Genomic DNA, 22,242 nt, shown 5'->3' on the forward strand with positions numbered 1-22,242 from the left:
GTTTTTTTAGTTTTGGAGAGGGTGGCTTTTAGTCGGGTGGCGGCTCCGCCTTACCCGACCTACACGATCCCGTTGGCCGGGTAAGCGTTAGCGCCACCCGGCAAAGCAGGCTTAAGGTTTACCCACAAACCCAATCGCTTCGTACACCGCTTTCAGGGTTTCGGACGCGCGCGCGCTGGCTTTTTCCGCGCCCTCTTTCATCACTTTCTGCAGGAAGGCTTCGTCGTTACGATAGCTGTTGTAACGCTCCTGCAGCTCGGTCAGCATGCCGGAAACGGCATCTGCCACTTCACCTTTCAGGTGGCCGTACATCTTCCCTTCGAAGTGCTGCTCCAGCTCAGGAATGCTCTGGCCGGTAACACCGGAGAGAATATCCAGCAGGTTGGAGACGCCCGCTTTGTTCTGCACGTCGTAGCGCACCACAGGCGGCTCGTCGGAGTCAGTCACTGCGCGCTTGAGCTTTTTAACCACTGATTTCGGGTCTTCCAGCAGACCGATAACGTTGTTGCGGTTATCGTCAGACTTGGACATCTTCTTGGTCGGCTCCAGCAGCGACATCACGCGCGCGCCGGATTTTGGAATAAACGGCTCTGGCACTTTAAACACATCACCGTAAATCGCGTTGAAGCGCTGGGCAATATCGCGGCTCAGCTCCAGATGCTGCTTCTGGTCTTCACCCACCGGCACCTGGTTAGTCTGGTACAGCAGGATGTCCGCCGCCATCAGAACCGGATAGTCAAACAGACCGGCGTTGATGTTTTCAGAGTAGCGAGCGGATTTATCCTTGAACTGGGTCATGCGGCTCAGTTCACCGAAATAGGTGTAGCAGTTCAGCGCCCAGCCCAGCTGTGCATGCTCTGGCACATGGGACTGAACAAAAATGGTGCTCTTCTCAGGATCGATCCCACAGGCCAGATACAGGGCGAGGGTGTCCAGCGTGGCTTTACGCAGTTTCTCAGGATCCTGACGGGCGGTAATCGCATGGAGATCGACGATGCAGTAAATGCAATGGTAGTCATCCTGCATGCTGACCCACTGACGTAACGCACCCATGTAGTTACCAATGGTCAATTCACCTGAAGGCTGTGCGCCACTAAAAACGATGGGCTTAGTCATTATTCAATTCCTGATGTTCACTGTGCGAAAGCCCAAGTGCGGGCAACAAATCTTTGAAGTGGTCGAACACAACATCCGGCTCACTTAGCGTGATGGCCTCACCGTAGTTGTAGCCATAGGTTAATCCGACGGAAGGACACCCAGCCGCTCGGGCAGCCAGAATATCATTGCGCGAATCACCGACAAAGAGCAGCTCAGCAGGTGTTAAGGATAATTTTCCTGCCACCAGCAGCAGCGGTTCCGGATGCGGCTTTTTGTTTTGCACATCGTCGCCGCCCACAATCACGGAGAAGTACTTCGCGATATCCAGCGCTTCAAGCAGCGGTGCAACAAACGGCGTCGGTTTGTTGGTCACCAGCCCCAGCGGAATACCCTTCGCGTGCAGCGTGCTCAGCGTCTCCAGGACGTCCGGGAAGAGGAAACTGCCCTCCTCGACGGTCTCTTCATAGAAACGATCGAACAGTTTACGCAGAATGCGCTGCTGCTCTTCCTGCGGAATATCGGCACCATCGACGCTCGGTTTACCCTGGGCGGAACGCTGCGACGCTCGCTCCTGACGCGCCCACGTCAACGCGCGCTCCATCAGGACATCGGCGCCGTTGCCAATCCACGTGACGACACGTTCTTCGCCCGCAACGGGGAGTTCAAGGGCATACAGTGCCTGGTCGACGGCACTCGTTAAGCCCGGCGCACTGTCAACCAGCGTGCCGTCGAGGTCGAATGCCACACCCCGAATTGCCTGCAATTTATCCATGACTTACCTTCGCCAGCTCACGGCGCATTTCATCAATGACTTTTTTGTAATCTGGTTGGTCGAAAATCGCCGAACCTGCAACGAACATATCCGCGCCCGCTGCCGCAATTTCACCAATGTTATTCACTTTCACACCGCCGTCCACCTCCAGACGAATATCGTAACCTGACTCATCAATACGACGGCGTACTTCACGCAGCTTATCCAGCGTGTGAGGAATGAACGACTGACCGCCAAAGCCGGGGTTAACGGACATCAGCAGAATCACGTCCAGCTTGTCCATGACATAGTCGAGATAGCTCAGCGGCGTTGCCGGGTTAAACACCAGACCCGCCTTGCAGCCGTTCTCTTTGATCAGCTGCAGGGTACGATCCACATGTTCAGAGGCTTCCGGATGGAAGGTAATGATGCTGGCGCCCGCCGCGGCGAAATCTGGCACGATACGATCGACAGGTTTAACCATCAGATGGACGTCAATCGGGGCGGTAATGCCGTAGTTGCGCAGCGCCTTAAGCACCATTGGACCAATGGTCAGATTGGGGACGTAGTGGTTATCCATAACGTCGAAATGGACGACATCAGCGCCAGCCGCGAGAGCTTTAGCGGTGTCTTCACCCAGGCGGGCAAAATCGGCCGACAGAATTGAGGGAGCAATCAAAAACTGTTTCATCCGCATCTCCTTGAAATGTGTTTACCGGCGGGCAAAACGGCTCAGGGGCGATAAAGAGCCAGAAGTTCGTCCACCTTTTTACGTGTGCCGCCGTTGCTGCTAATGCTACGCCGCACTTTAACCTGAAAATGCTTCGCGGCTTTGTACCATTCGCGCGTATCAGGGGTATCGTGATTTGAAATTAACACCGGAATTCTTTTGCTGACCAGCTTTTCCGCCATCTCCGCCAGACGGGCCTGTTCGGCCGGGCTGAAGCTGTTGGTGTGATAGGCGGTGAAATTTGCCGTCGCAGACAGCGGCGCGTAAGGGGGGTCACAGTAAACCACCGAGTTTACGCCTGCCAGTTCCATACACTCTTCATAGGAGAGGCAGTGAAACTCGGCATGCTGTGCTTTTTCGGCAAAGTGATACAGCTCGTCATGTGGGAAATACGGGCGTTTATAGCGGCCAAAAGGCACGTTAAATTCCCCACGAAGATTATAACGGCACAGACCGTTGTAACCATGTCGGTTGAGATAGAGGAACAGCAGCGCCCTGCGGAACGGATCCTGGCTCTGGTTAAACTCCGCACGGAACTGGTAGTAAACGTCCGGGTTATTGTTCTCAGGCGTAAACAGTTTACGCGCCTCTGCGACATACTCATCGGTGCGATGTTTAACGATGTTATAGAGGCTGATAAGGTCGCTGTTGATATCCGCCAGGATATAACGAGAAAAATCGGTGTTCAGAAACACCGATCCCGCACCCACGAAAGGCTCGATAAGACACTCGCCTTTCGGCAGGTGTTTTTTAATATCATCGAGCAGGGGGTATTTCCCCCCTGCCCATTTCAGAAAAGCGCGATTTTTTTTCATGCTGACTAACTGATTACACCTTCTCCGGCTGTGGAGAAAGCTCCGACAGCATCCTGCGCTTTAAACATTACTTCAGATCGGCCTGAACCTGATGAATAGGTTTAGCCCATGGGTTTTTTGCCTGAACATCAGCAGGCAGCGCCGCCACGGCACGCTTTGCTTCATCTTTGGAAGAATACACACCGCTAACCAGCACATACCACGGCTGACCGTTACGGGTCGTCTGATAAACAACATAGTTTTTCAGATTTGATTTCTTCGCCCAGCTGTTGAGGTTGTCATAGTTAGACGAACTGCTCAGCTGCAGCGTGTAGTTGCTGGATGGCGCAGCCTTCAGCGAACCGACGTTACCTGCAGTTTTACCTGCCGCGCTGTTGGACGCTGTTGCCGTCGCAGCAGGGGCGGTTGCTGCAGGCGCAGCTGTGGCAGCTGGTGCCGTGGTGGTCGCCGTTGCTTTCGGCGCAGTCTGCGTGACTGGCGCTTTAGCAGGCTCGCTTACCGCAGCCGTTTCAGTGTGTTTCGGCTGTGCCGGTACGGCTTTCACTTCAGGCGCTTTTACCACTGCCTGAGGTTTGGTTTCACGCTTAGGCTCGATCACCGCCTGCTTACGTTCAGGACGTGTCGCAGTCTGCGTCTGGCGCGGTTTGGTTTCCGTCGCGGCCGCTTGCGGCTGAGCGCTACCACCGCGAATCGGGGCAACGGTTGCAGGTTCAGTTGGCAGCGTAGAGTTAACCACGACGTTATCAACCTGCTGCTGGTTCTGCGGCTGCGTCAGCGCATTATTCAGGTCGCCCTGAACTTCTACGCGCTGCTGGCCTTCAGGCGTAGCAGGTGCCTGGCCCTGAGCAGGGGTAGAAGAAACGGGCGGCAGAGAAACATCCTGCGGCGTTGTTGTGTTACCAGCGGTCTGCTCAGCGGAAGTGGTACCCGGTGCAGGCTGTGCGCCATTCGCCTGATTGGACGCATCGTTACCGGAAAGGTTAATGCTCTTCTCAGCGGAAGCGGTTTGCTCGGTTGAGTTCGTTGACGGTGCTTTTAGCGCGGAGCCAATGCCGACAATCAGCAGCACAAGCACCAAAACGCCAAGGCCCATCATGATGTACTGGCGGGAAGCCGGTTTTGGCGCAGCGGCTTTTTTACGTTTACGCGGGCGACGCTCTACAGGCTGTTCGTCCATTGAATCTTCTTCGGACTCATAATCCTCTTCTACTCGCTCATCGTGCGCGTTGCGGCTGCGCGAAGGGCGACGATCGTCTGCATCCAGATCAACATCGTCAAAGTTGATCTGCGGCTCGTTATCACGTTCTGAAGATTGACGAGAACGACCAGTACGACGATCGCTGGGATCGGGTTTCAGCTCGTCTTCTGGTTTGAATTCATCCATTTAACACCCCACTCAAAGGCTTATGCCAACGACTTTGCATTTCACCTGAAGCTAAACGACCACCTGCAACAGTGGCCTGACCTTTCTAGTTGTTACGCCTGCTGACAATCAGCGATAGCGCCAAGAACGACATCGTGCGGCACTCCGCCGCGCACTTCACTCTTCCCTATTGCAAGCGGGAGTACAAGACGCATCTCACCTGCCAATACTTTTTTATCGCGCATCATGTGGGGTAAATACGCTTGCGCCGACATCTCCTGCGGCCCGGTCACCGGCAAACCTGCACGCTCAAGCAGCGCAATGATGCGTGCCGTCTCTTCCGGTTTGAACTGCCCAAGACGTTCAGAGGTGCGGGCAGCCATTACCATTCCAGCCGCGACGGCTTCGCCGTGCAGCCAGTTACCGTAACCCATTTCGGCTTCAATCGCGTGACCAAACGTATGCCCAAGATTCAGTAAAGCACGTAAGCCCGTTTCACGCTCGTCTGCTGCGACAACTTCTGCTTTAAGCTCACAACAACGACGAATGCAGTATGCCAGTTTAGCCTCATCAAGGCGCAACAACGCATCCATATTCTCTTCAAGCCAGTTAAAGAACTCGCCATCCAGAATAATGCCGTATTTGATCACTTCCGCCAGACCAGAAGCCAGCTCGCGCTTCGGCAGGGTTTTCAGACAGTCGAGATCCACCACCACCGATGCAGGCTGGTAGAACGCGCCAATCATGTTTTTACCGAGCGGATGGTTGACTGCCGTCTTGCCACCCACAGAGGAGTCGACCTGAGACAGTAACGTGGTCGGGATTTGAATAAAGCGGACGCCACGTTGATAGCTTGCGGCCGCAAAGCCGGTCAGATCGCCCACAACACCGCCGCCCAGGGCAAGCAGTGTTGTATCGCGACCGTGCGGTTTTTGCAGCAATGCGGTAAAGACGGTATCCAGTACCGTCAGGCTTTTATACTGCTCGCCATCGGGGAGAATCACACTGTCGACTCTAACGCCCGCCCGCTCAAGCAGGTGGCGTACACGGTCGAGATAAAGCGGAGCCAGCGTCTCATTGGTAACCAGCATCGCCTGATCACCCGCTTTCAGTGGTAAAAAGGAAGCTGGATCGTTAAACAAACCAGCCGCGATGGTGATAGGGTAACTACGTTCCCCGAGAGTAACTGTAATCCTCTCCATGACGCGACATCCACCTTTAATGCTTTACCCGCAGGCGAGTGTATATTAAGCCAGAATCAGTTGCTTTCCAGCATATGAATAATCTGGTTTGCAACCACTTTAGCGCTCTGATCGTCAGTACGAATGGTCACATCGGCAATCTCTTCATACAGCGGATTGCGTTCATCGGCCAACGCTTCCAGAACTTCGCGTGGTGGCGTTTCAACCTGCAGCAGCGGGCGCTTTTTATCGCGCTGCGTACGTGCCAGCTGTTTCTCAATGGTCGTCTCAAGATAGACCACTACGCCACGGGCGGAGAGACGGTTGCGGGTTTCGCGAGATTTCACAGAACCGCCGCCTGTTGCCAGAACGATGCCCTGTTTTTCCGTGAGTTCGTTGATCACTTTTTCTTCTCGGTCACGGAAACCTTCTTCGCCTTCTACGTCGAAAACCCAGCCCACATCAGCTCCGGTTCGTTTCTCAATCTCTTGATCAGAATCGTAAAATTCCATATTGAGTTGTTGAGCTAACTGACGCCCAATAGTGCTTTTGCCGGCACCCATAGGCCCAACCAGAAAGATATTGCGTTTCTCTGCCATTTTATCGGTACTACTAAGACTATTCGTTAATGGTAATCCCCGCTTCGCAGACACCCAGCGTAGCAGGACATGAACTGAAACCTCATATGCAATAGAGCGAGAGTCAGACTAAAAATTATCTCAATACTCCGGCTTGTTTGGCAACTGATTAAATTACCACGCCGGGCGCATAAGGTAATAAGACGTAAGTCCAACTCAAATCGGTACTCCTTGTATGCTAATTCATGCCCCACGTCAAACATCTGCAACAAACTGAATGCAAAATCATTGCGGGGATCGTCACCCATCAGTGAATACCGACCAGGCGTGGTGTGATAAACACGACTAACTCACGTCGTTCGTTGTCTTTCCCATCATGGCGAAAAAGCGCCCCAATCCAGGGGATGCTACCCAGCCCGGGCACGCTGTCACTGCCGGTTTTGTTCTTCTGCGAAAAAATTCCGCCCAACGCCAGCGTTTCTCCACTTTTTACCTCAACCTGCGTTTCTATCTCCTGTTTGTCGATAGCCAGCGTTTCGCCGTCAGCCTGCTGCAGGACCTGTCCTGGCATATTTTCGCTGATGTGTAATTTCAGGCGCACGCGTCCCCCCGGCAACACCACCGGTGTCACCTCCATCCCCAATACCGCCTCTTTGAACTCAACGGAGGTTGCGCCGCTATCACCGCTTGAGACCTGATACGGGATTTCACTGCCCTGCTTGATACTGGCCGGTTGCATATGCGAGGCCAGCAGTCGCGGGCTGGCGATGATGTCGACCTGCTGCTTTTGCTCCAGCGCAGACAGCTCCAGATCCAACAGCCGACCGTTGATTCGCCCGATATTAAAACCCACGTGGCTGGTGGCGTTGGCCACAGAAAGATCGCTGCCAAGCGTCGTGAGCTGACCGACCCTGCCCGCGTCAGTGGCGTCGGCGAGATTCCACTTCACCCCCAGCTCGCGCAGGCTTTTTTCCGTCATGGTCACGATGTGCGCCGCCAGCTCTACCTGCTCGACGGGAATATCCATCTGAGCGGCCCAGCGCTGGAGCGTCTCCACCACCGTCTGGTTATCCCGAATCAGCAGGCGGTTGGTACGTTTGTCGACGGATAAACTCCCCTTTGGGCTCAGGAGTTTTTCTGCGGCTTTTTGCAGCTCTCCAGCATCGGCATAGGAAAAAGAGATGCTCTGTGAGACCAGCGGTGCATCAAGCTGGCGACGCGTCCGCTCCTGTTCAGAACGTTCCTGCTGTTCACGCTGCCACGCCGCGGTATGCACATAAAAAATACCCCCCTCCTCTCGCAAAACGAGTCCGGCGCTGGAGACAACAGTCTGTAACGCTTGCCGCCAGGGAACCCGCGTCAGGTTGAGAGAAAGCGTGCCGCTGACATCAGGCGATACCACCAGATTACGGCTCTCCTGCGCGACCAACGCCTGCAGGACCTGAACCACAGGGACATTATCCACCACCAGCGTGACCGGCTTTGGTGCGGCGGCCCACAGCGGTTGGCTGAACGCCAGCAGCAACAGCATTATCCGTAAATTCATTCTTATCCGTTCCTTCTCGTTGCCACGTCCATTGGACGGGCTCACAGGTATCACCCACATCAACAACCAGCTCAGATTCATTGATGGCTGTTATCTGCCAGCCCGCCGGGAAGCGTTCGTTCGCTTTCAGCCGGTGCCAGCGCTTTTGCCCATCCTGTAAGATGCCGATAGCCTGGCGTCCTCCCACCATGCCGCGATAATGCCACTGCGCCAGTTCGCCAATGGCGCAAGGATCGTCCGGCGGGCGAAACGGATCGCGCATACCGGTCAAGAGCAACACTGAGCACACCAGCAAATATCGCGCGCTATTTCGCATGATTCAGCTCCAGCCGCAGGCGTAACACCTTACCTTGTGGCGAAATAGCGAAAGCCGCGACCTGCACATCCCGCTGTGCCAGCCGGGAAAAAAGCCCCGGGATCGCTGGCCACTCAACCTCCAGCGCCAGTTCGCCTCCGTTCGTCAAAGGCTTCCAGTGAACCAGCGTCGTGTCACCATCCTGAAAATCAAGCGGGGAAAACGGCGTCAACACACGTACTTGCTCAGTTTTCGGGCGAGACGGCATCTGACTCACGGCAGGCCATAACGCTGCGTTTGCCCTTACGCCCTGGATCAGCTGGCTTTGTCGTTCACCACACTGTCTGTCTACCGGTCTTAGCAAGGTGCCCCACATAGCCAGTCCTGTCAGGAGGCTTCCCAGACACCAGAAAAGTGCCCGATGCCAGCAACGACACTCACACCAGCGTTCAAACAAGGTATTCACGCGTTATCCCTCGCTTTTGAGATGAAAGGTGAACACCCAGCGCCCCTGGCTGTCTTGCCGAAGCTCATCCGCCGTCCCGGGTGTAAAACCGGCAATTTGTCCAAGCGCATCACGCAGGGCAGCCAGGGCCGGCAGGGTTGTGGCATACCCGGTCAACATCAGCGCAGGCGGCTGATAGCGCAGTTCTGTCAGCCAGACCTGTGCAGGAATGGCGCTGGAAAGTGACTCCAGCACCGGTTGCCACAGGCGTTGTTGACGCGCAGGCATCTGCGTTTGTGCACCGAGTCTCTGACGAAAAGCCAGCACGTGCTGCACGGACTGCATTCCCGCCAGATCGGTTTGCAGGGCGTGCAGCCGCATGAGATAGGTCATCCGCAGGCAAAAAACGACCATGAGCATCACCAGCGCCGTACCGACAAACATCGCCCCCCAGAAGCGCAGGCATCGCGCGCGCCGCTGCTGTCGCCACGGTAGAAAGTTCGTGATGTTCATTCGGGCACCTGACTCATAGCCAGCGCCAGCGCAACGGTATAATCAGCGCCACATTCCGGTAATGGAGCATGGCGGCGCTCCAGGGTTTCCCATGGGTCACGCCGGCTATCAAACAGCGCGATGTCATCCGGACCCAGTGCCAGCAGCGCCGACAGCTCAGCTGCGTTTTCTGCTTCTGCGACAACTCGGCGCCCCCACTGGTGGCGCATCGCCCATAGCCACTGCCGATCGTCCCGCCAGGCGACGCACTGCGCCGGCGCGACGGCAGGAAGAAGATTCTTCAGTGCACTGGCGTCAGGGGTAATGGTCACCAGCCGCAAACGCAGCGTGTTCGCCAGCGCCAGAAGGGTTTCGATCTCATTGTTTTGTGCCGCAGTGACGTGAAAGGTGTTGCTGAAAGTATCCTGCGCGTAATCAAAACAGAGCGTATCTGCAGGCACCTCCAGTTCGCGAGAGAGCGTCGCGCCAAGCCACGAGAGCTGCTCGCTGTCGCGCAGCGCAATGGCCGGGCGGGGAAGCGACCGTTGCAGGGTGCGCGCTGCCGGGAAAGAGAGAAACACCCGGTGGAAGTGCGGCAACGTTTTCCGCCAGTCACGTAACGCATCAACCAGCTGTTCTGGCCGACAAATCTTGCCGTCACGAATGATGCCTTCGGCCAGAGGAATTGCCCACCAGCGGCGCAAGCACCAGCCCGAACTCTCCCGAACCAGCGCGACGATCAGCACCCTATCCTGTTGAATATGAACGCCGGTTTGCCATGTTTTGAAAGCCATGCTTCACGATCTCCTTATCGCCCGTCGACCTGACGGCTATATCAATGCATCAGGCTTGCCTTTATACTACCGCGCGATTGTTTAGAAACTGCCCAAGTGAAACCAAATGGGAAATCTCCGGTGAAGTTCGTAAAGTATTTATTCATCCTTGCAGTCTGTTGCATTCTGCTGGGAGCAGGCTCGATTTACGGTTTATACAAATATATTGAGCCACAGCTACCTGATGTCGCCACGCTTCGCGATGTGCGCCTCCAGATCCCGATGCAGGTCTATAGCGCCGATGGCGAGCTGATGGCGCAGTATGGCGAGAAGCGTCGTATCCCGCTGACCTTAAACCAAATTCCACCTGTTATGGTGAAAGCCTTTATCGCCACTGAGGACAGCCGTTTTTACGAGCACCACGGTGTCGATCCGGTGGGGATTTTCCGTGCCGCGAGCATTGCGCTGTTCTCTGGTCATGCCTCCCAGGGGGCGAGTACCATTACGCAGCAGCTGGCGCGTAACTTCTTCCTCAGCCCTGAAAAGACGCTGACTCGTAAGATCAAAGAGGTGTTCCTTGCGATCCGTATTGAGCAGTTGCTGAGCAAAGACGAGATCCTTGAGCTGTACCTCAATAAAATCTACCTGGGCTATCGTGCCTATGGCGTGGGGGCTGCGGCGCAGGTGTACTTCGGTAAGCCTGTTGAGCAGCTCACCTTAAGCGAAATGGCAACCATCGCCGGTCTGCCGAAAGCGCCGTCCACGTTTAACCCGCTCTACTCGCTCAATCGCGCCACCGCGCGTCGTAACGTCGTCCTGTCACGCATGCTGAGCGAAGGCTACATCAGCCAGAGCGAGTACGACCAGGCGCGCAACGATGTCATTGACGCCAACTACCATGCCCCTGAGATTGCCTTCTCAGCCCCTTATCTGACCGAAATGGTTCGCCAGGAGATGGTGAACCGCTATGGCGATAAGGCCTATGAAGATGGCTACCGCGTTTACACCACCGTCACCCGCAAGGTGCAGCAGGCGGCTCAGGAAGCGGTGCGCAACAACGTGATGGACTACGATATGCGTCACGGCTATCGCGGCCCGTCAAACGTGCTCTGGAAAGTGGGCGAAAGCGCGTGGGACAGCAAAAAAATCACCAGTACGCTGAAGGCGCTGCCAACCTATGGTCCGCTCCTTCCTGCCGTGGTGACGCAGGCCGATCCTCAGGAAGCCGTTGCGACGCTCGCGGACGGTACCTCCGTCTCCCTGCGTATGGACGGTATCCGCTGGGCGCGTCCGTACCGCTCGGATACGCTGCAAGGCCCAACGCCGCGTAAAGTGACCGATGCGGTACAAACCGGGCAGCAAATCTGGGTGCGCAAGGTAGGCGAAGCGTGGTGGCTGGCACAGGTGCCGGACGTCAACTCGGCGCTGGTTTCTATCAATCCACAGAACGGCGCAGTACTGGCTCTGGTCGGTGGATTCGATTTCAACCAGAGCAAATTTAACCGCGCCACCCAGGCGCTGCGTCAGGTCGGTTCCAATATCAAACCGTTCCTCTACACGGCGGCGATGGATAAGGGCTTGACCCTTGCCAGCATCCTTAACGACGTGCCAATTTCCCGCTGGGATGCCGGTGCCGGTTCCGACTGGCAGCCGAAGAACTCCCCTGCGGAATATGCCGGCCCTATTCGTCTTCGTCAGGGCCTGGGACAGTCGAAAAACGTGGTGATGGTGCGCGCCATGCGCGCAATGGGCGTCGATTATGCCGCAGAGTATCTGCAACGCTTCGGTTTCCCGGCGCAGAACATCGTTCGCACCGAATCGCTGGCGTTAGGCTCAGCCTCCTTTACGCCGCTTCAGGTCGCGCGTGGATACTCGGTGATGGCCAACGGCGGCTTCCTGATTGACCCGTACTTCATCAGCAAGATCGAGAACGATCAGGCCGGCGTGCTGTTCGAGGCGAAGCCGAAAATTGCCTGTCCTGACTGCGATATTCCGGTCATTTATGGCAATACGCCGAAATCCGACGTGCTTGAAAACAAGGACATGGAAGACGTCGCCGTATCTCAGGAGCAGCCGAATACCGTCGTGCCACAGCCGCAGCTGGAGCAGGCTAACCAGTCGCTGGTGGCGCAGACCGGCGTGCCGGAGTATGCCCCACATGTGATCAACACGCCGCTGTCGTTCCTGATTAAGAGCGCGCTGAACACCAACATCTTCGGTGAACCAGGCTGGCAGGGTACCGGCTGGCGCGCAGGACGTGATTTGCAGCGCCATGATATCGGCGGTAAAACGGGGACAACCAACAGCTCGAAAGACGCGTGGTTCTCCGGTTACGGTCCGGGCGTGGTAACGTCAGTGTGGATCGGTTTCGACGATCATCGCCGTGATTTAGGTCGTACAACGGCGTCTGGCGCGATTAAAGATCAGATTTCCGGCTACGAAGGCGGCGCGAAAAGTGCGCAACCGGCCTGGGATGCCTACATGAAATCCGTTCTTGAAGGCGTGCCGGAGCAGCCGCTAACACCGCCGCCAGGCGTGGTGACGGTCAATATCGACCGCAGCACGGGTCAGCTCGCCAACGGCGGTAATAGCCGCGAAGAGTATTTCATCGAGGGCACGCAGCCGACCACGCAGGCGGTGCATGAGGTGGGTACAGAGATTATTGATAACGGCGAAACGCACGAGCTGTTCTAAGCATAAAAATGCCCGGTAAAAACCGGGCAAAGAATTGTAGGCCGGGTCAGGCGAAGCCGCCACCCGGCTTTTTTATGGCCTACAGCCGCCCTTGTCCCTTCAGCCACTCCCGTACCAGGAACAGCGCGCTCACGTTGCGAGCTTCATTAAAGTCAGGGTCTTCAAGCAGATCCATCAGATGCGCTAACGGCCAGCGAACCTGCGGCAGCGGCTCCGGCTCGTCCCCTTCCAGCGATTCAGGGTAGAGATCTTCAGCCACCACAATATTCATTTTGCTGGAAAAATAGGACGGTGCCATGCTCAGTTTTTTCAGGAACGAAAGCTCATTCGCACCAAAACCCACCTCTTCTTTCAGCTCGCGGTTTGCTGCTTCAAAGACGGTTTCACCCGGGTCGATAAGTCCTTTCGAGAACCCAAGCTCGTAAGATTCCGTTCCCACAGCGTATTCGCGGATCAAAATCAGATGATCGTCGACAATCGGAACAATCATCACCGCTTCGCGCGAAGACGGGCGCATACGTTCATAAACGCGACGCACACCGTTGCTGAACTCCAGGTCCACACTTTCGACATTAAACAGGCGCGATTTGGCGACAGTTTCAACATTCAGAATGGTGGGTTTTTGTAGTAGTTTGCTCATCGTGATGGGTCTTAGCAGTGTGAACTGGCGTTATTGTGCGATATGCCGCACGGTTTCGGCAATGTCAATCGTTCTTTATTTACATTTATGCAACGTAGCAGGGATCAATCCTCAATTCAAAACAAATGTCAAGAGGTTGAAATGTTTCCAGGAATTTGCTGATATCGCGCCATAACAGGCTTTGCTATCATCACCGGTCACTGGGATGCGCTTCAGAATGCTCAAGTTCGACTCCATACTTGCCGATAGCCAACCACAGACTCTCATTCAATGTAAAGGTGCTACTGACTACACCTGTAAGATAAGTAAGATGGGGAAAGCATGAGCACCATTTTGATTGTTCTCGCTGCTATGCTGGCCGGCGCATTGGTTGCAGGGTGGATATACAGGCGTCGCGTACAGCGCCGTTACCGTCTGCCCTTTTTAAATGCATTTGCGGGTGCGACCACGCGTAAACTCACGCAAGACGAGCGTGATGCGGTTGAAAACTATCTCGAAATTCTGAACCGTTCTCAGTTAACCCCTGGGCCGACGGGAGCCACCGCTGCGCCTGTCGCGCTAAAGCTTAATGCGCAAAGTGATACCGTACTCTGCGTAACGCGCTCCATCACGCGCTACGGCATCACCACCGACGACCCCAACAAATGGCGCTATTACCTTGATTCCGTCGAAGTGCATCTGCCTCCGTCATGGGAGCAATACATTAATGACGAAAACAGCGTTGAGCTGATTCACACCGATTCGTTGCCCCTGGTTATCTCGCTTAACAGACACACGCTGAATGAGTACCTTCAGGAAGCTCCGCGTTTTGCGCTTGAGCGCGCAAGTTCGACACAGGCCTCCATTCGTGGTGAAGAGACAGAGCAGATAGAACTGCTGAACATTCGCCAGGAGACGCATGAAGAGTACGCCCTGAGCCGCCCGGACGGCATTCGTGAAGCCATTCTGATCGTCGCCGCCTTCCTGCTCTTTTTTATCTGCCTGCTGACGCCGGATGTGTTCGTCCCCTGGCTGGCCGGTGGTGCAGTGCTGCTGCTGGCAGGCGGGCTTTGGGGACTCTTTGCTCCGCCGGCCAAAACCTCGTTGCGTGAGATCCACTGTCTGCGCGGTACGCCAAAGCGCTGGGGCCTGTTTGGCGAAAACGATCAGGAACATCTCAACAATATCTCGCTCGGTATTATCGACCTTATCTACCCGCGCCACTGGCAACCGTGGATTGCGCAGGACTTAGGTCAGAAAACCGATATTGATATCTACCTTGACCGCCACGTTGTGCGTCAGGGGCGCTTCTTATCCCTGCATGATGAAGTGAAAAACTTCCCCCTTCAGCACTGGCTACGCAGTACGGTCATTGCCGGAGGCGCCGCGCTGGTCTTTGTCATGCTGCTGCTTTTCGTGCCGCTGGATATGCCCATCAAATTCACTCTGTCGTGGATCAAGGGGGCGCAAACCATCGAAGCGACCAGCGTTAACAAGCTGGATGAAGCCGGTGTGCGCGTGGGGGACACGCTGCGCCTGAAGGGAACCGGGATGTGCAATATTCACACCCCAGGGGCGTGGAACACGCGCCAGAACTCGCCTTTCATGCCGTTCGATTGCTCGCAAATTATCTGGAACGATGCACCGCCGCTGCCGCTGCCGGAATCCGAAGTGGTCAATAAAGCCACGGCCCTTACCCAGACGGTGAACCGCCAGCTGCACCCGAAACCGGACGATGATTCGCGTGTCAGCCCTGCGCTACGCTCGGCCATTCAGAAATCAGGTATGGTCCTGCTGGATGATTTTGGTGATATCGTCCTGAAAACACAGGATCTCTGCTCCTCGCAGGACGAATGCATACGTCTTAAAAACGCGCTGGTAAACCTGGGGAACAGTAAAGACTGGGACTCGCTGGTGAAACGCGCCGAAGCGGGACACCTGGATGGCGTTAACGTGCTGCTGCGCCCGGTTAGCGCTGAATCGCTGGATAACCTTGTCGCCACCTCGACATCACCGTTCATGATGCGCGAAACTACCCGTGCGGCTCAGGCACTGAACAGCCCGGCGCCAGGCGGATTTGTGATTGTCAGCGATGAAGGCAGCGACCTGGTCGATCAGCCTTACCCGCAGGTTGCGCTTTATGACTACCCGGCGCAGGAGCAGTGGAGCCAATTCCAGCGTCTGGCACAGATGCTAATGCAAACGCCGTTCAGCGCCGAAGGGATTGTCACGAGTATTTATACCGACGCCAACGGCACCCGCCATATCGGCCTGCACCGGATGCCGGATAGCGCAGGTTTGTGGCGTTATATCGGCACCTCACTGCTGATGATCGCGATGCTGACCGCCATTTTCTGGAACGGTTTTATGGCTCTGCGCCGCTATCATCGCTCACGCACACGGCTTGCCGAGATCCAGCAATATTACGAAAACTGCCTCAATCCTAAGCTGATCCCCTCCTCTGAGAGCCTGATCTGATAACGTCGTTGCGCGACAAGATGTGCTACCCTGTCGCGCACGTTTCTTCTGGCTGGAGTTCCCCCTTATGCATCTTGATATCGCCTGGCAGGAGGTCGATACCGTTCTGCTGGACATGGACGGCACGCTGCTCGATCTCGCCTTTGATAACTATTTCTGGCAAAAGCTGGTTCCTGAAACCTATAGCGAGCAACAGGGGATCTCCCCGGCAGAAGCGCAGGCATTCATTCGTTCGCAATATAGCGCCGTGCAACATACGCTAAACTGGTACTGTCTTGACTACTGGAGCGAGCGCCTCGGTCTGGATATTTGTGCTATGACTACCGTCCAGGGTCCACGCGCCGTTTTACGCGAGGATACGGTTCCGTTCCTGGATGCGCTGAAAGCGAGCGGTAAGCGCCGCATTTTGCTGACCAACGCGCATCCACATAACCTGGCCGTGAAGCTGGAGCATACGGGGCTTGCGTCGCACCTTGATTTATTACTTTCCACCCACACATTTGGTTATCCGAAAGAGGATCAGCGTTTGTGGCATGCGGTGAAGGAAGAGACGGGTTTGCAGCCAGAACGCACGCTGTTCATTGATGACAGTGAGCCCATTCTGGATTCCGCGGCAACGTTTGGCATTCGCTATTGTCTGGGCGTCACCAATCCTGACTCGGGCCTGGCTGAAAAAAGCTATCTGCGCCATCCGGGACTGAACGACTATCGCCAGATGATCCCCTCACTGACCGTGAAGGAGACGCCATGAAAGAAAAACCCTCAGACGGGGTAAGACTGGATAAATGGCTGTGGGCAGCGCGTTTTTATAAAACACGCGCCCTTGCCCGCGAGATGGTTGACGGCGGAAAAGTGCATTACAACGGCCAGCGCAGCAAACCGAGCAAGCTGGTCGAACTGAATGCCATCTTAACGCTGCGTCAGGGCAACGATGAACGTACGGTAGTGATCAAAGCCATTACCGAACAACGACGGCCTGCAGCAGAAGCCGTACAGCTTTATGAAGAGACGGCGGAAAGCATTGAAAAGCGCGAGAAGACCGCGCTGGCGCGCAAAATGAACGCGCTGACCATGCCCCACCCGGACCGGCGACCGGATAAAAAAGAGCGCCGCGATCTGATGAAATTTAAACACGGTGAGACTGACTAAGCCTCACCTGCACGAGAGACTATTATGGCCCAACACGACCAATTACACCGCTATCTGTTTGAACAATTCGCCGTGCGTGGCGAACTGGTCACCGTATCCGAAACCTGGAAACAGATTCTGGAAAACCACAACTACCCGCTGCCGGTGAAAACCCTGTTGGGCGAACTGCTGGTTGCCACCAGCCTGCTGACGGCGACGCTGAAATTTGCCGGTGATATCACCGTGCAGCTGCAGGGTGACGGGCCGATGACGCTGGCGGTTATCAACGGCAATAACCAGCAGCAAATGCGCGGCGTGGCGCGCGTTCAGGGCGACGTGCCTGAAAATGCAGACCTCAAAACGCTGGTGGGTAATGGCTACCTGGTGATCACCATCTCCCCGGAGGAAGGTGAACGCTATCAGGGCGTGGTGGGTCTGGAAGGCGATACTCTGGCCGCCTGCCTGGAAGATTACTTCATGCGTTCTGAACAACTGCCAACGCGCCTGTTTATCCGCACCGGTGAAGTGGACGGCCAGCCTGCTGCGGGCGGCATGCTGCTGCAGGTGCTGCCTGCGCAGGACGCACAGACCAATGATTTCGAGCACCTGGCAACGCTGACCGAAACCATCAAAGCGGAAGAGTTGTTCAACCTGTCGGCGACCGACGTGCTGTGGCGTCTGTACCACGAAGAAGAAGTGACCGTCTACGACCCACAGTCCGTGGAGTTTAAGTGCACCTGCTCACGCGAGCGCTGCGCTGGCGCACTGAAAACCCTGCCAGACGAAGAGATCGACAGCATCATGGCGGAAGACGGCGAAATTGATATGCACTGTGACTACTGCGGTACGCACTACGTGTTCAATTCTATGGATATCGCTGAGATCCGCAACAACGCCTCCCCGGCGGATCCGCAGGTTCACTAATCACCTCTGACCGTTACCCTTATCCAGTTCCCTCTCCCTCCCGGAGAGGGTTAGGGTGAGGGTGAGGGTGAAACAACCGCCCCAAGCTGAATCGTTTTCACAATGTAACTCTTACGTAATTTTCTTACGTGTATGCGATTACATTCACATTCTTTCCGATAAAATCACCAGCCTTTAACCTTTTCGGAACATTTTCCCCAACCAAAAAGCGATTCCTGCGATAATCCGCCTGCACTGTGACTGGAGTCGCAGCGTTTTCCGTTAGTAAGGGTTTTGTCCAGATGCGTAAATCTATGAGCCCCGTCGCGGTTAACAACCTCAGAAAAACCCTACAATTTCAGGCAGTACATATTGGCTAAGGAGCAGTGATATGCGTGTTACTGGTTTAACCCCGCAAAATCTCAAGGCTTATGGTATTCACGACGTCCAGGAAATCGTCTACAACCCCGACTACGATACGCTGTATCAGGAAGAGCTCAATCCAGCACTGGAAGGATATGAGCGAGGTGTGTTGACGAATCTTGGTGCTATCGCCGTCGATACCGGTATTTTTACCGGTCGTTCGCCGAAAGATAAGTATATCGTCCGAGACGAAACCACCCGCGATACGCTGTGGTGGGCTGACAAGGGCAAAGGGAAGAACGACAACAAACCGCTCTCTCCGGAAACCTGGCAGCACCTGAAAGGGCTCGTCACCCATCAACTTTCCGGCAAGCGTCTGTTCATTGTCGACGCTTTCTGCGGCGCTAACGCCGACACCCGTCTTTCCGTACGCTTTATTACCGAAGTCGCCTGGCAGGCGCATTTCGTGAAAAACATGTTCATTCGCCCAACCGACGAAGAGCTGCAGGATTTCAACCCTGATTTCATCGTGATGAACGGCGCGAAATGCACGAACCCACAGTGGAAAGAGCAGGGTCTGAACTCCGAAAACTTTGTTGCCTTCAACCTGACCGAGCGTATCCAGCTGATCGGCGGTACCTGGTACGGTGGCGAAATGAAGAAAGGGATGTTCTCCGTTATGAACTACCTGCTGCCGCTGCGGGGCATCGCCTCGATGCACTGCTCGGCGAACGTCGGTGAAAAAGGCGATGTGGCGGTGTTCTTTGGTCTTTCCGGCACCGGGAAAACGACGCTGTCTACCGATCCGAAACGTCGTCTGATTGGCGATGACGAACACGGCTGGGATGACGACGGCGTATTCAACTTTGAAGGCGGCTGCTACGCGAAGACCATTCGCCTGTCCGAAGAGGCCGAGCCGGATATCTTCCACGCCATCCGTCGCGATGCGCTGCTGGAAAACGTCACCGTGCGTGCCGACGGCTCCATCGACTTCGACGATGCGTCGAAAACGGAAAACACCCGCGTCTCTTACCCGATCTACCACATCGACAATATCGTCAAGCCGGTGTCAAAAGCGGGCCATGCCACGAAGGTCATTTTCCTGACGGCAGATGCGTTCGGCGTGCTGCCTCCGGTCTCTCGCCTGACCGCCAGCCAGACGCAGTACCACTTCCTTTCCGGTTTCACCGCCAAGCTGGCGGGCACCGAGCGCGGCGTGACGGAGCCAACCCCGACCTTCTCCGCCTGCTTTGGCGCGGCCTTCCTGTCGCTGCACCCGACGCAGTACGCTGAAGTGCTGGTGAAACGCATGCAGGCATCCGGTGCGCAGGCATACCTGGTAAACACCGGCTGGAACGGCACCGGCAAACGTATCTCCATCAAAGATACCCGCGCCATTATCGACGCCATTCTGGATGGTTCTCTGGACGACGCCGAAACCTTCACGCTGCCGATGTTTGACCTGGCCATCCCAACGTCGCTGCCGGGCGTGGATACGCATATCCTCGACCCGCGCAATACGTACGGTTCGCCGGAGCAGTGGCGTGAGAAAGCGGAATCGCTGGCGAAGCTGTTTATTGAAAACTTTGAGAAGTATACCGATACCCCGGCAGGTGAAGCGCTGGTGAGTGCGGGACCGAAGCTGTAGGTAAAAGCAAAAAGGCAACGAAAGTTGCCTTTTTTAATATTTTCTCCCTCTCCCGGTGGGAGAGGGCCGGGGTGAGGGCATCAGGCCGCACCCCGATTAACTCTCTTTCACCTGTCCCCGCGTGACCGGCACCGGCAACCAGGCGCGAATGCTCAAACCGCCCCGTTCGCTGGTACCAATCTCCAGCAACCCGTTATGGTTATCAACAATACGCTGCACAATTGCCAGGCCTAAGCCTGTACCGCTGGTGCTGCGGGCGCTGTCGCCTCGCACAAACGGCTGGAACAGATGCTTACGCTGCTCCGGCTTAATCCCCGGGCCATCGTCTTCCACCTGGAACCAGGCGCGGTTGAGTTCAGACCCGCTGCTGACCTTAATCCAGCCATTACCGTAGCGCGCCGCGTTGACCACCATGTTAGCCACCGCGCGCTTAATGGAGAGCGGGTGCATGCGCACCTGAATCTCCCCCACCTGAAGGTCAGTATCAATTTCACGTTCATAGCCACTTTCCGCGGCCACTACTTCTCCTAACACCGCGTTCAGGTCGGCCATCTCCATCGGCATCTCCTGCCCGGTGCGCAGGTAGTCAATAAACTGCTCGATGATGGCGTTACACTCTTCGATGTCCTTGTTAATGGACTCGGCGAGATAACCGTCCTCTTCCCCCATCATCTCCGTCGCCAGACGAATACGCGTTAGCGGCGTACGCAGGTCATGGCTCACCCCCGCCATCAGGAGCGTACGGTCATCCGCCAGCTGCTTCACGCCGGCCGCCATATGGTTAAACGCACGCGTCACCGAACGGACCTCCGAGGCGCCATACTCACGCAGCGGAGGAGGAATAATTCCTTTACCGACCTGCAGCGCAGCGTGTTCCAGGTCGACCAGCGGTCGGTTCTGTATACGGATAAACAGCCAGGCACCGCCTATCGCCAGCAGCATAATTGCCAGGGTATAGCGGAACAGCGGCGAGAAGTCGCCCTGATGGATTTCGGTCAGCGGGACGCGGACCCAGATATTGGGTGACAGCCAGGTTTTCAGCCAAACAACAGGCGAACTTTTGTTGACCTCAACGCGCACTTCCGTTGGGCCGCCCAGCTGCTGCGCCATCTGCTGGCTGAGGAATTCGTAATGCTGCGCCCAGCGCAGACCCGCATCTTCCGCCGCTTCATTGGAGTAGAGGGAAATGCCCAGCTCACGGTAGATTTCACGGCGAAACGCCGGAGGAACCACTAACTGCGTGCCGTCCTCCAGCTGCAGTTTATCGGTCATCAGCATACGGACTTCGTATGCCAGGACCTTATTAAACTGCTGGAGGCTAGGCAAAATCGCAAAGTTCAGCACGACCAGGTAGGTCGTCACCAGGCTGACAAACAGCAAGGTGACGATCAGTAACAGGGTGCGGGCAAACGAGCTTCGCGGCGAGAAGCGCATTCGCCTCATGCTTTAGAGCCGTCCGGGACGAATACGTAGCCCAGACCCCAAACGGTCTGAATATAACGAGGATGCGCCGGATCTTCTTCCACCATGCGGCGCAGACGGGAAATCTGCACGTCGATGGAGCGCTCCATTGCGGAGTATTCGCGGCCACGCGCCAGGTTCATCAGCTTGTCACGGGAGAGCGGTTCGCGCGGGTGGCTCACCAGCGCTTTCAGTACCGCGAACTCGCCGCTGGTGAGCGGCATTGGCTCGTCTTCACGGAACATCTCGCGCGTGCCGAGGTTCAGCTTGAACTTACCGAATGCGATAACGGCTTCTTCCTGCGACGGTGCGCCAGGCAGTTCGTTCGCCTGACGACGCAGCACGGCGCGAATACGCGCCAGCAGTTCACGCGGGTTAAACGGTTTTGGAATGTAGTCATCCGCGCCGATTTCGAGGCCCACGATACGGTCAACTTCCTCGCCCTTCGCCGTCACCATGATGATCGGCATCGGGTTGCTCTGGCTACGCAGACGGCGACAGATAGAGAGCCCGTCTTCGCCAGGCAGCATCAAGTCGAGAACCATCAGGTGGAAAGATTCACGGGTCAGCAGACGATCCATCTGCTCAGCGTTCGCGACGCTACGAACCTGGAAGCCCTGCTCGGTCAGATAACGTTCCAGCAGCGCACGCAGGCGCATGTCGTCATCCACGACCAGAATTTTGTAGTTCTCTTGCATTGTGTGTACTCCCAAAGGTTCGGATAGTCTAATAACAGCGTATTCTAAAAAAGTGCACGTATTCGACCAGCTAATTCTGGTATAAATTCTAGTCGAAATTGTTACAAAGCATATTTAACAGCAGCTTATCTGCACATTTCATCACATAAATCATTATCAACGCTGTCTGTTATTCTATTTGAT

General features: G+C 55.7%; 21 protein-coding genes. 6 read left to right on the forward strand and 15 right to left on the reverse strand.

All coding sequences use genetic code 11. The features are described from left to right. Window positions 1-111: 111 nt before the first annotated feature. From trpS to PYW49_RS21040, 12 genes are all read right to left on the reverse strand, one after another. Window positions 112-1,116 (reverse strand): tryptophan--tRNA ligase, encoded by a 1,005-nt coding sequence (gene trpS, locus PYW49_RS20985; protein ID WP_320387410.1) that lies wholly within the window; start codon window positions 1,114-1,116, stop codon window positions 112-114. Beyond that, the gene (gene gph, locus PYW49_RS20990) at window positions 1,109-1,870 is read right to left on the reverse strand and encodes a phosphoglycolate phosphatase (protein WP_320387411.1); all 762 of its coding nucleotides are present in this window, start codon (window positions 1,868-1,870) and stop codon (window positions 1,109-1,111) included. Before gph ends, trpS begins: the two co-directional genes overlap by 8 nt. Next, on the reverse strand, window positions 1,863-2,540 hold the full coding sequence (gene rpe, locus PYW49_RS20995) for a ribulose-phosphate 3-epimerase (RefSeq protein WP_024907923.1): 678 nt from the start codon (window positions 2,538-2,540) through the stop codon (window positions 1,863-1,865). Before rpe ends, gph begins: the two co-directional genes overlap by 8 nt. A gap of 41 nt (window positions 2,541-2,581) precedes the next feature. After that, window positions 2,582-3,394, reverse strand: coding sequence for an adenine-specific DNA-methyltransferase (gene dam / locus PYW49_RS21000; protein ID WP_320387412.1), 813 nt, complete (start codon window positions 3,392-3,394; stop codon window positions 2,582-2,584). 67 nt (window positions 3,395-3,461) lie between these two features. Further along, a complete protein-coding gene (gene damX / locus PYW49_RS21005) occupies window positions 3,462-4,778 on the reverse strand; it encodes a cell division protein DamX (RefSeq protein WP_320387413.1) in 1,317 nt (438 codons plus the stop codon). A gap of 92 nt (window positions 4,779-4,870) precedes the next feature. Then, window positions 4,871-5,959, reverse strand: a complete 1,089-nt coding sequence (gene aroB / locus PYW49_RS21010; protein ID WP_320387414.1) for a 3-dehydroquinate synthase — start codon at window positions 5,957-5,959, stop codon at window positions 4,871-4,873. Window positions 5,960-6,015: 56 nt separating this feature from the next. Then, window positions 6,016-6,537, reverse strand: a complete 522-nt coding sequence (aroK, locus tag PYW49_RS21015; protein ID WP_003861630.1) for a shikimate kinase AroK — start codon at window positions 6,535-6,537, stop codon at window positions 6,016-6,018. Between the two features lie 286 nt (window positions 6,538-6,823). Continuing rightward, window positions 6,824-8,047 (reverse strand): DNA uptake porin HofQ, encoded by a 1,224-nt coding sequence (hofQ, locus tag PYW49_RS21020; protein ID WP_407057621.1) that lies wholly within the window; start codon window positions 8,045-8,047, stop codon window positions 6,824-6,826. Continuing rightward, the gene (locus tag PYW49_RS21025) at window positions 7,974-8,378 is read right to left on the reverse strand and encodes a HofP DNA utilization family protein (RefSeq protein WP_134348111.1); all 405 of its coding nucleotides are present in this window, start codon (window positions 8,376-8,378) and stop codon (window positions 7,974-7,976) included. The genes hofQ and PYW49_RS21025 overlap by 74 nt, the downstream gene beginning before the upstream one ends. Further along, entirely contained in the window at window positions 8,368-8,823 is a 456-nt protein-coding gene (locus PYW49_RS21030) for a HofO family protein (RefSeq protein WP_166790911.1), read from the reverse strand. Before PYW49_RS21030 ends, PYW49_RS21025 begins: the two co-directional genes overlap by 11 nt. Before the next feature lie 3 nt (window positions 8,824-8,826). Further along, a complete protein-coding gene (locus PYW49_RS21035; RefSeq protein ID WP_320387415.1) occupies window positions 8,827-9,315 on the reverse strand; it encodes a PilN domain-containing protein in 489 nt (162 codons plus the stop codon). Then, window positions 9,312-10,088: a type IV pilus biogenesis protein PilM gene (locus PYW49_RS21040; RefSeq protein WP_134348113.1), complete on the reverse strand. Its 777-nt coding sequence runs from the start codon at window positions 10,086-10,088 to the stop codon at window positions 9,312-9,314. The genes PYW49_RS21035 and PYW49_RS21040 overlap by 4 nt, the downstream gene beginning before the upstream one ends. A gap of 120 nt (window positions 10,089-10,208) precedes the next feature. Between PYW49_RS21040 and mrcA the strand changes: the two genes are divergently transcribed. After that, on the forward strand, window positions 10,209-12,761 hold the full coding sequence (gene mrcA, locus PYW49_RS21045; protein WP_320387416.1) for a peptidoglycan glycosyltransferase/peptidoglycan DD-transpeptidase MrcA: 2,553 nt from the start codon (window positions 10,209-10,211) through the stop codon (window positions 12,759-12,761). Between the two features lie 79 nt (window positions 12,762-12,840). Here mrcA and nudE read toward each other — a convergent pair whose 3' ends face one another. Continuing rightward, window positions 12,841-13,401, reverse strand: coding sequence for an ADP compounds hydrolase NudE (nudE, locus tag PYW49_RS21050; RefSeq protein ID WP_320387417.1), 561 nt, complete (start codon window positions 13,399-13,401; stop codon window positions 12,841-12,843). A 321-nt stretch (window positions 13,402-13,722) separates the two neighbouring features. Here nudE and PYW49_RS21055 point away from each other — a divergent pair, with 321 nt between their 5' ends. The 5 genes from PYW49_RS21055 to pckA all read left to right on the forward strand — a co-directional run bounded on the left by PYW49_RS21055 (window position 13,723) and on the right by pckA (window position 19,900). Next, window positions 13,723-15,858, forward strand: coding sequence for an intracellular growth attenuator family protein (locus PYW49_RS21055; RefSeq protein ID WP_320387418.1), 2,136 nt, complete (start codon window positions 13,723-13,725; stop codon window positions 15,856-15,858). 67 nt (window positions 15,859-15,925) lie between these two features. After that, entirely contained in the window at window positions 15,926-16,609 is a 684-nt protein-coding gene (yrfG, locus tag PYW49_RS21060) for a GMP/IMP nucleotidase (RefSeq protein WP_320387419.1), read from the forward strand. Continuing rightward, entirely contained in the window at window positions 16,606-17,007 is a 402-nt protein-coding gene (hslR, locus tag PYW49_RS21065; protein ID WP_134348117.1) for a ribosome-associated heat shock protein Hsp15, read from the forward strand. The genes yrfG and hslR overlap by 4 nt, the downstream gene beginning before the upstream one ends. Window positions 17,008-17,031: 24 nt before the next feature. Further along, window positions 17,032-17,910, forward strand: a complete 879-nt coding sequence (hslO, locus tag PYW49_RS21070) for an Hsp33 family molecular chaperone HslO (RefSeq protein WP_023309492.1) — start codon at window positions 17,032-17,034, stop codon at window positions 17,908-17,910. Window positions 17,911-18,280: 370 nt separating this feature from the next. Beyond that, complete coding sequence (pckA, locus tag PYW49_RS21075) at window positions 18,281-19,900, forward strand: phosphoenolpyruvate carboxykinase (ATP) (protein WP_320387420.1); 1,620 nt, start codon at window positions 18,281-18,283, stop codon at window positions 19,898-19,900. Window positions 19,901-19,996: 96 nt separating this feature from the next. On the opposite strand, the gene envZ is transcribed toward pckA, so the two are convergent. Both envZ and ompR read right to left on the reverse strand, forming a co-directional pair. Next, window positions 19,997-21,343, reverse strand: a complete 1,347-nt coding sequence (envZ, locus tag PYW49_RS21080; protein WP_134348119.1) for a two-component system sensor histidine kinase EnvZ — start codon at window positions 21,341-21,343, stop codon at window positions 19,997-19,999. Then, entirely contained in the window at window positions 21,340-22,059 is a 720-nt protein-coding gene (ompR, locus tag PYW49_RS21085; RefSeq protein ID WP_001157751.1) for an osmolarity response regulator transcription factor OmpR, read from the reverse strand. Before ompR ends, envZ begins: the two co-directional genes overlap by 4 nt. Between the last annotated feature and the right edge of the window lie 183 nt (window positions 22,060-22,242).

It is taken from the genome of Enterobacter chinensis (assembly GCF_034008295.1).
In the GTDB taxonomy this organism is placed as follows: Bacteria; Pseudomonadota; Gammaproteobacteria; order Enterobacterales; family Enterobacteriaceae; genus Enterobacter; species Enterobacter chinensis.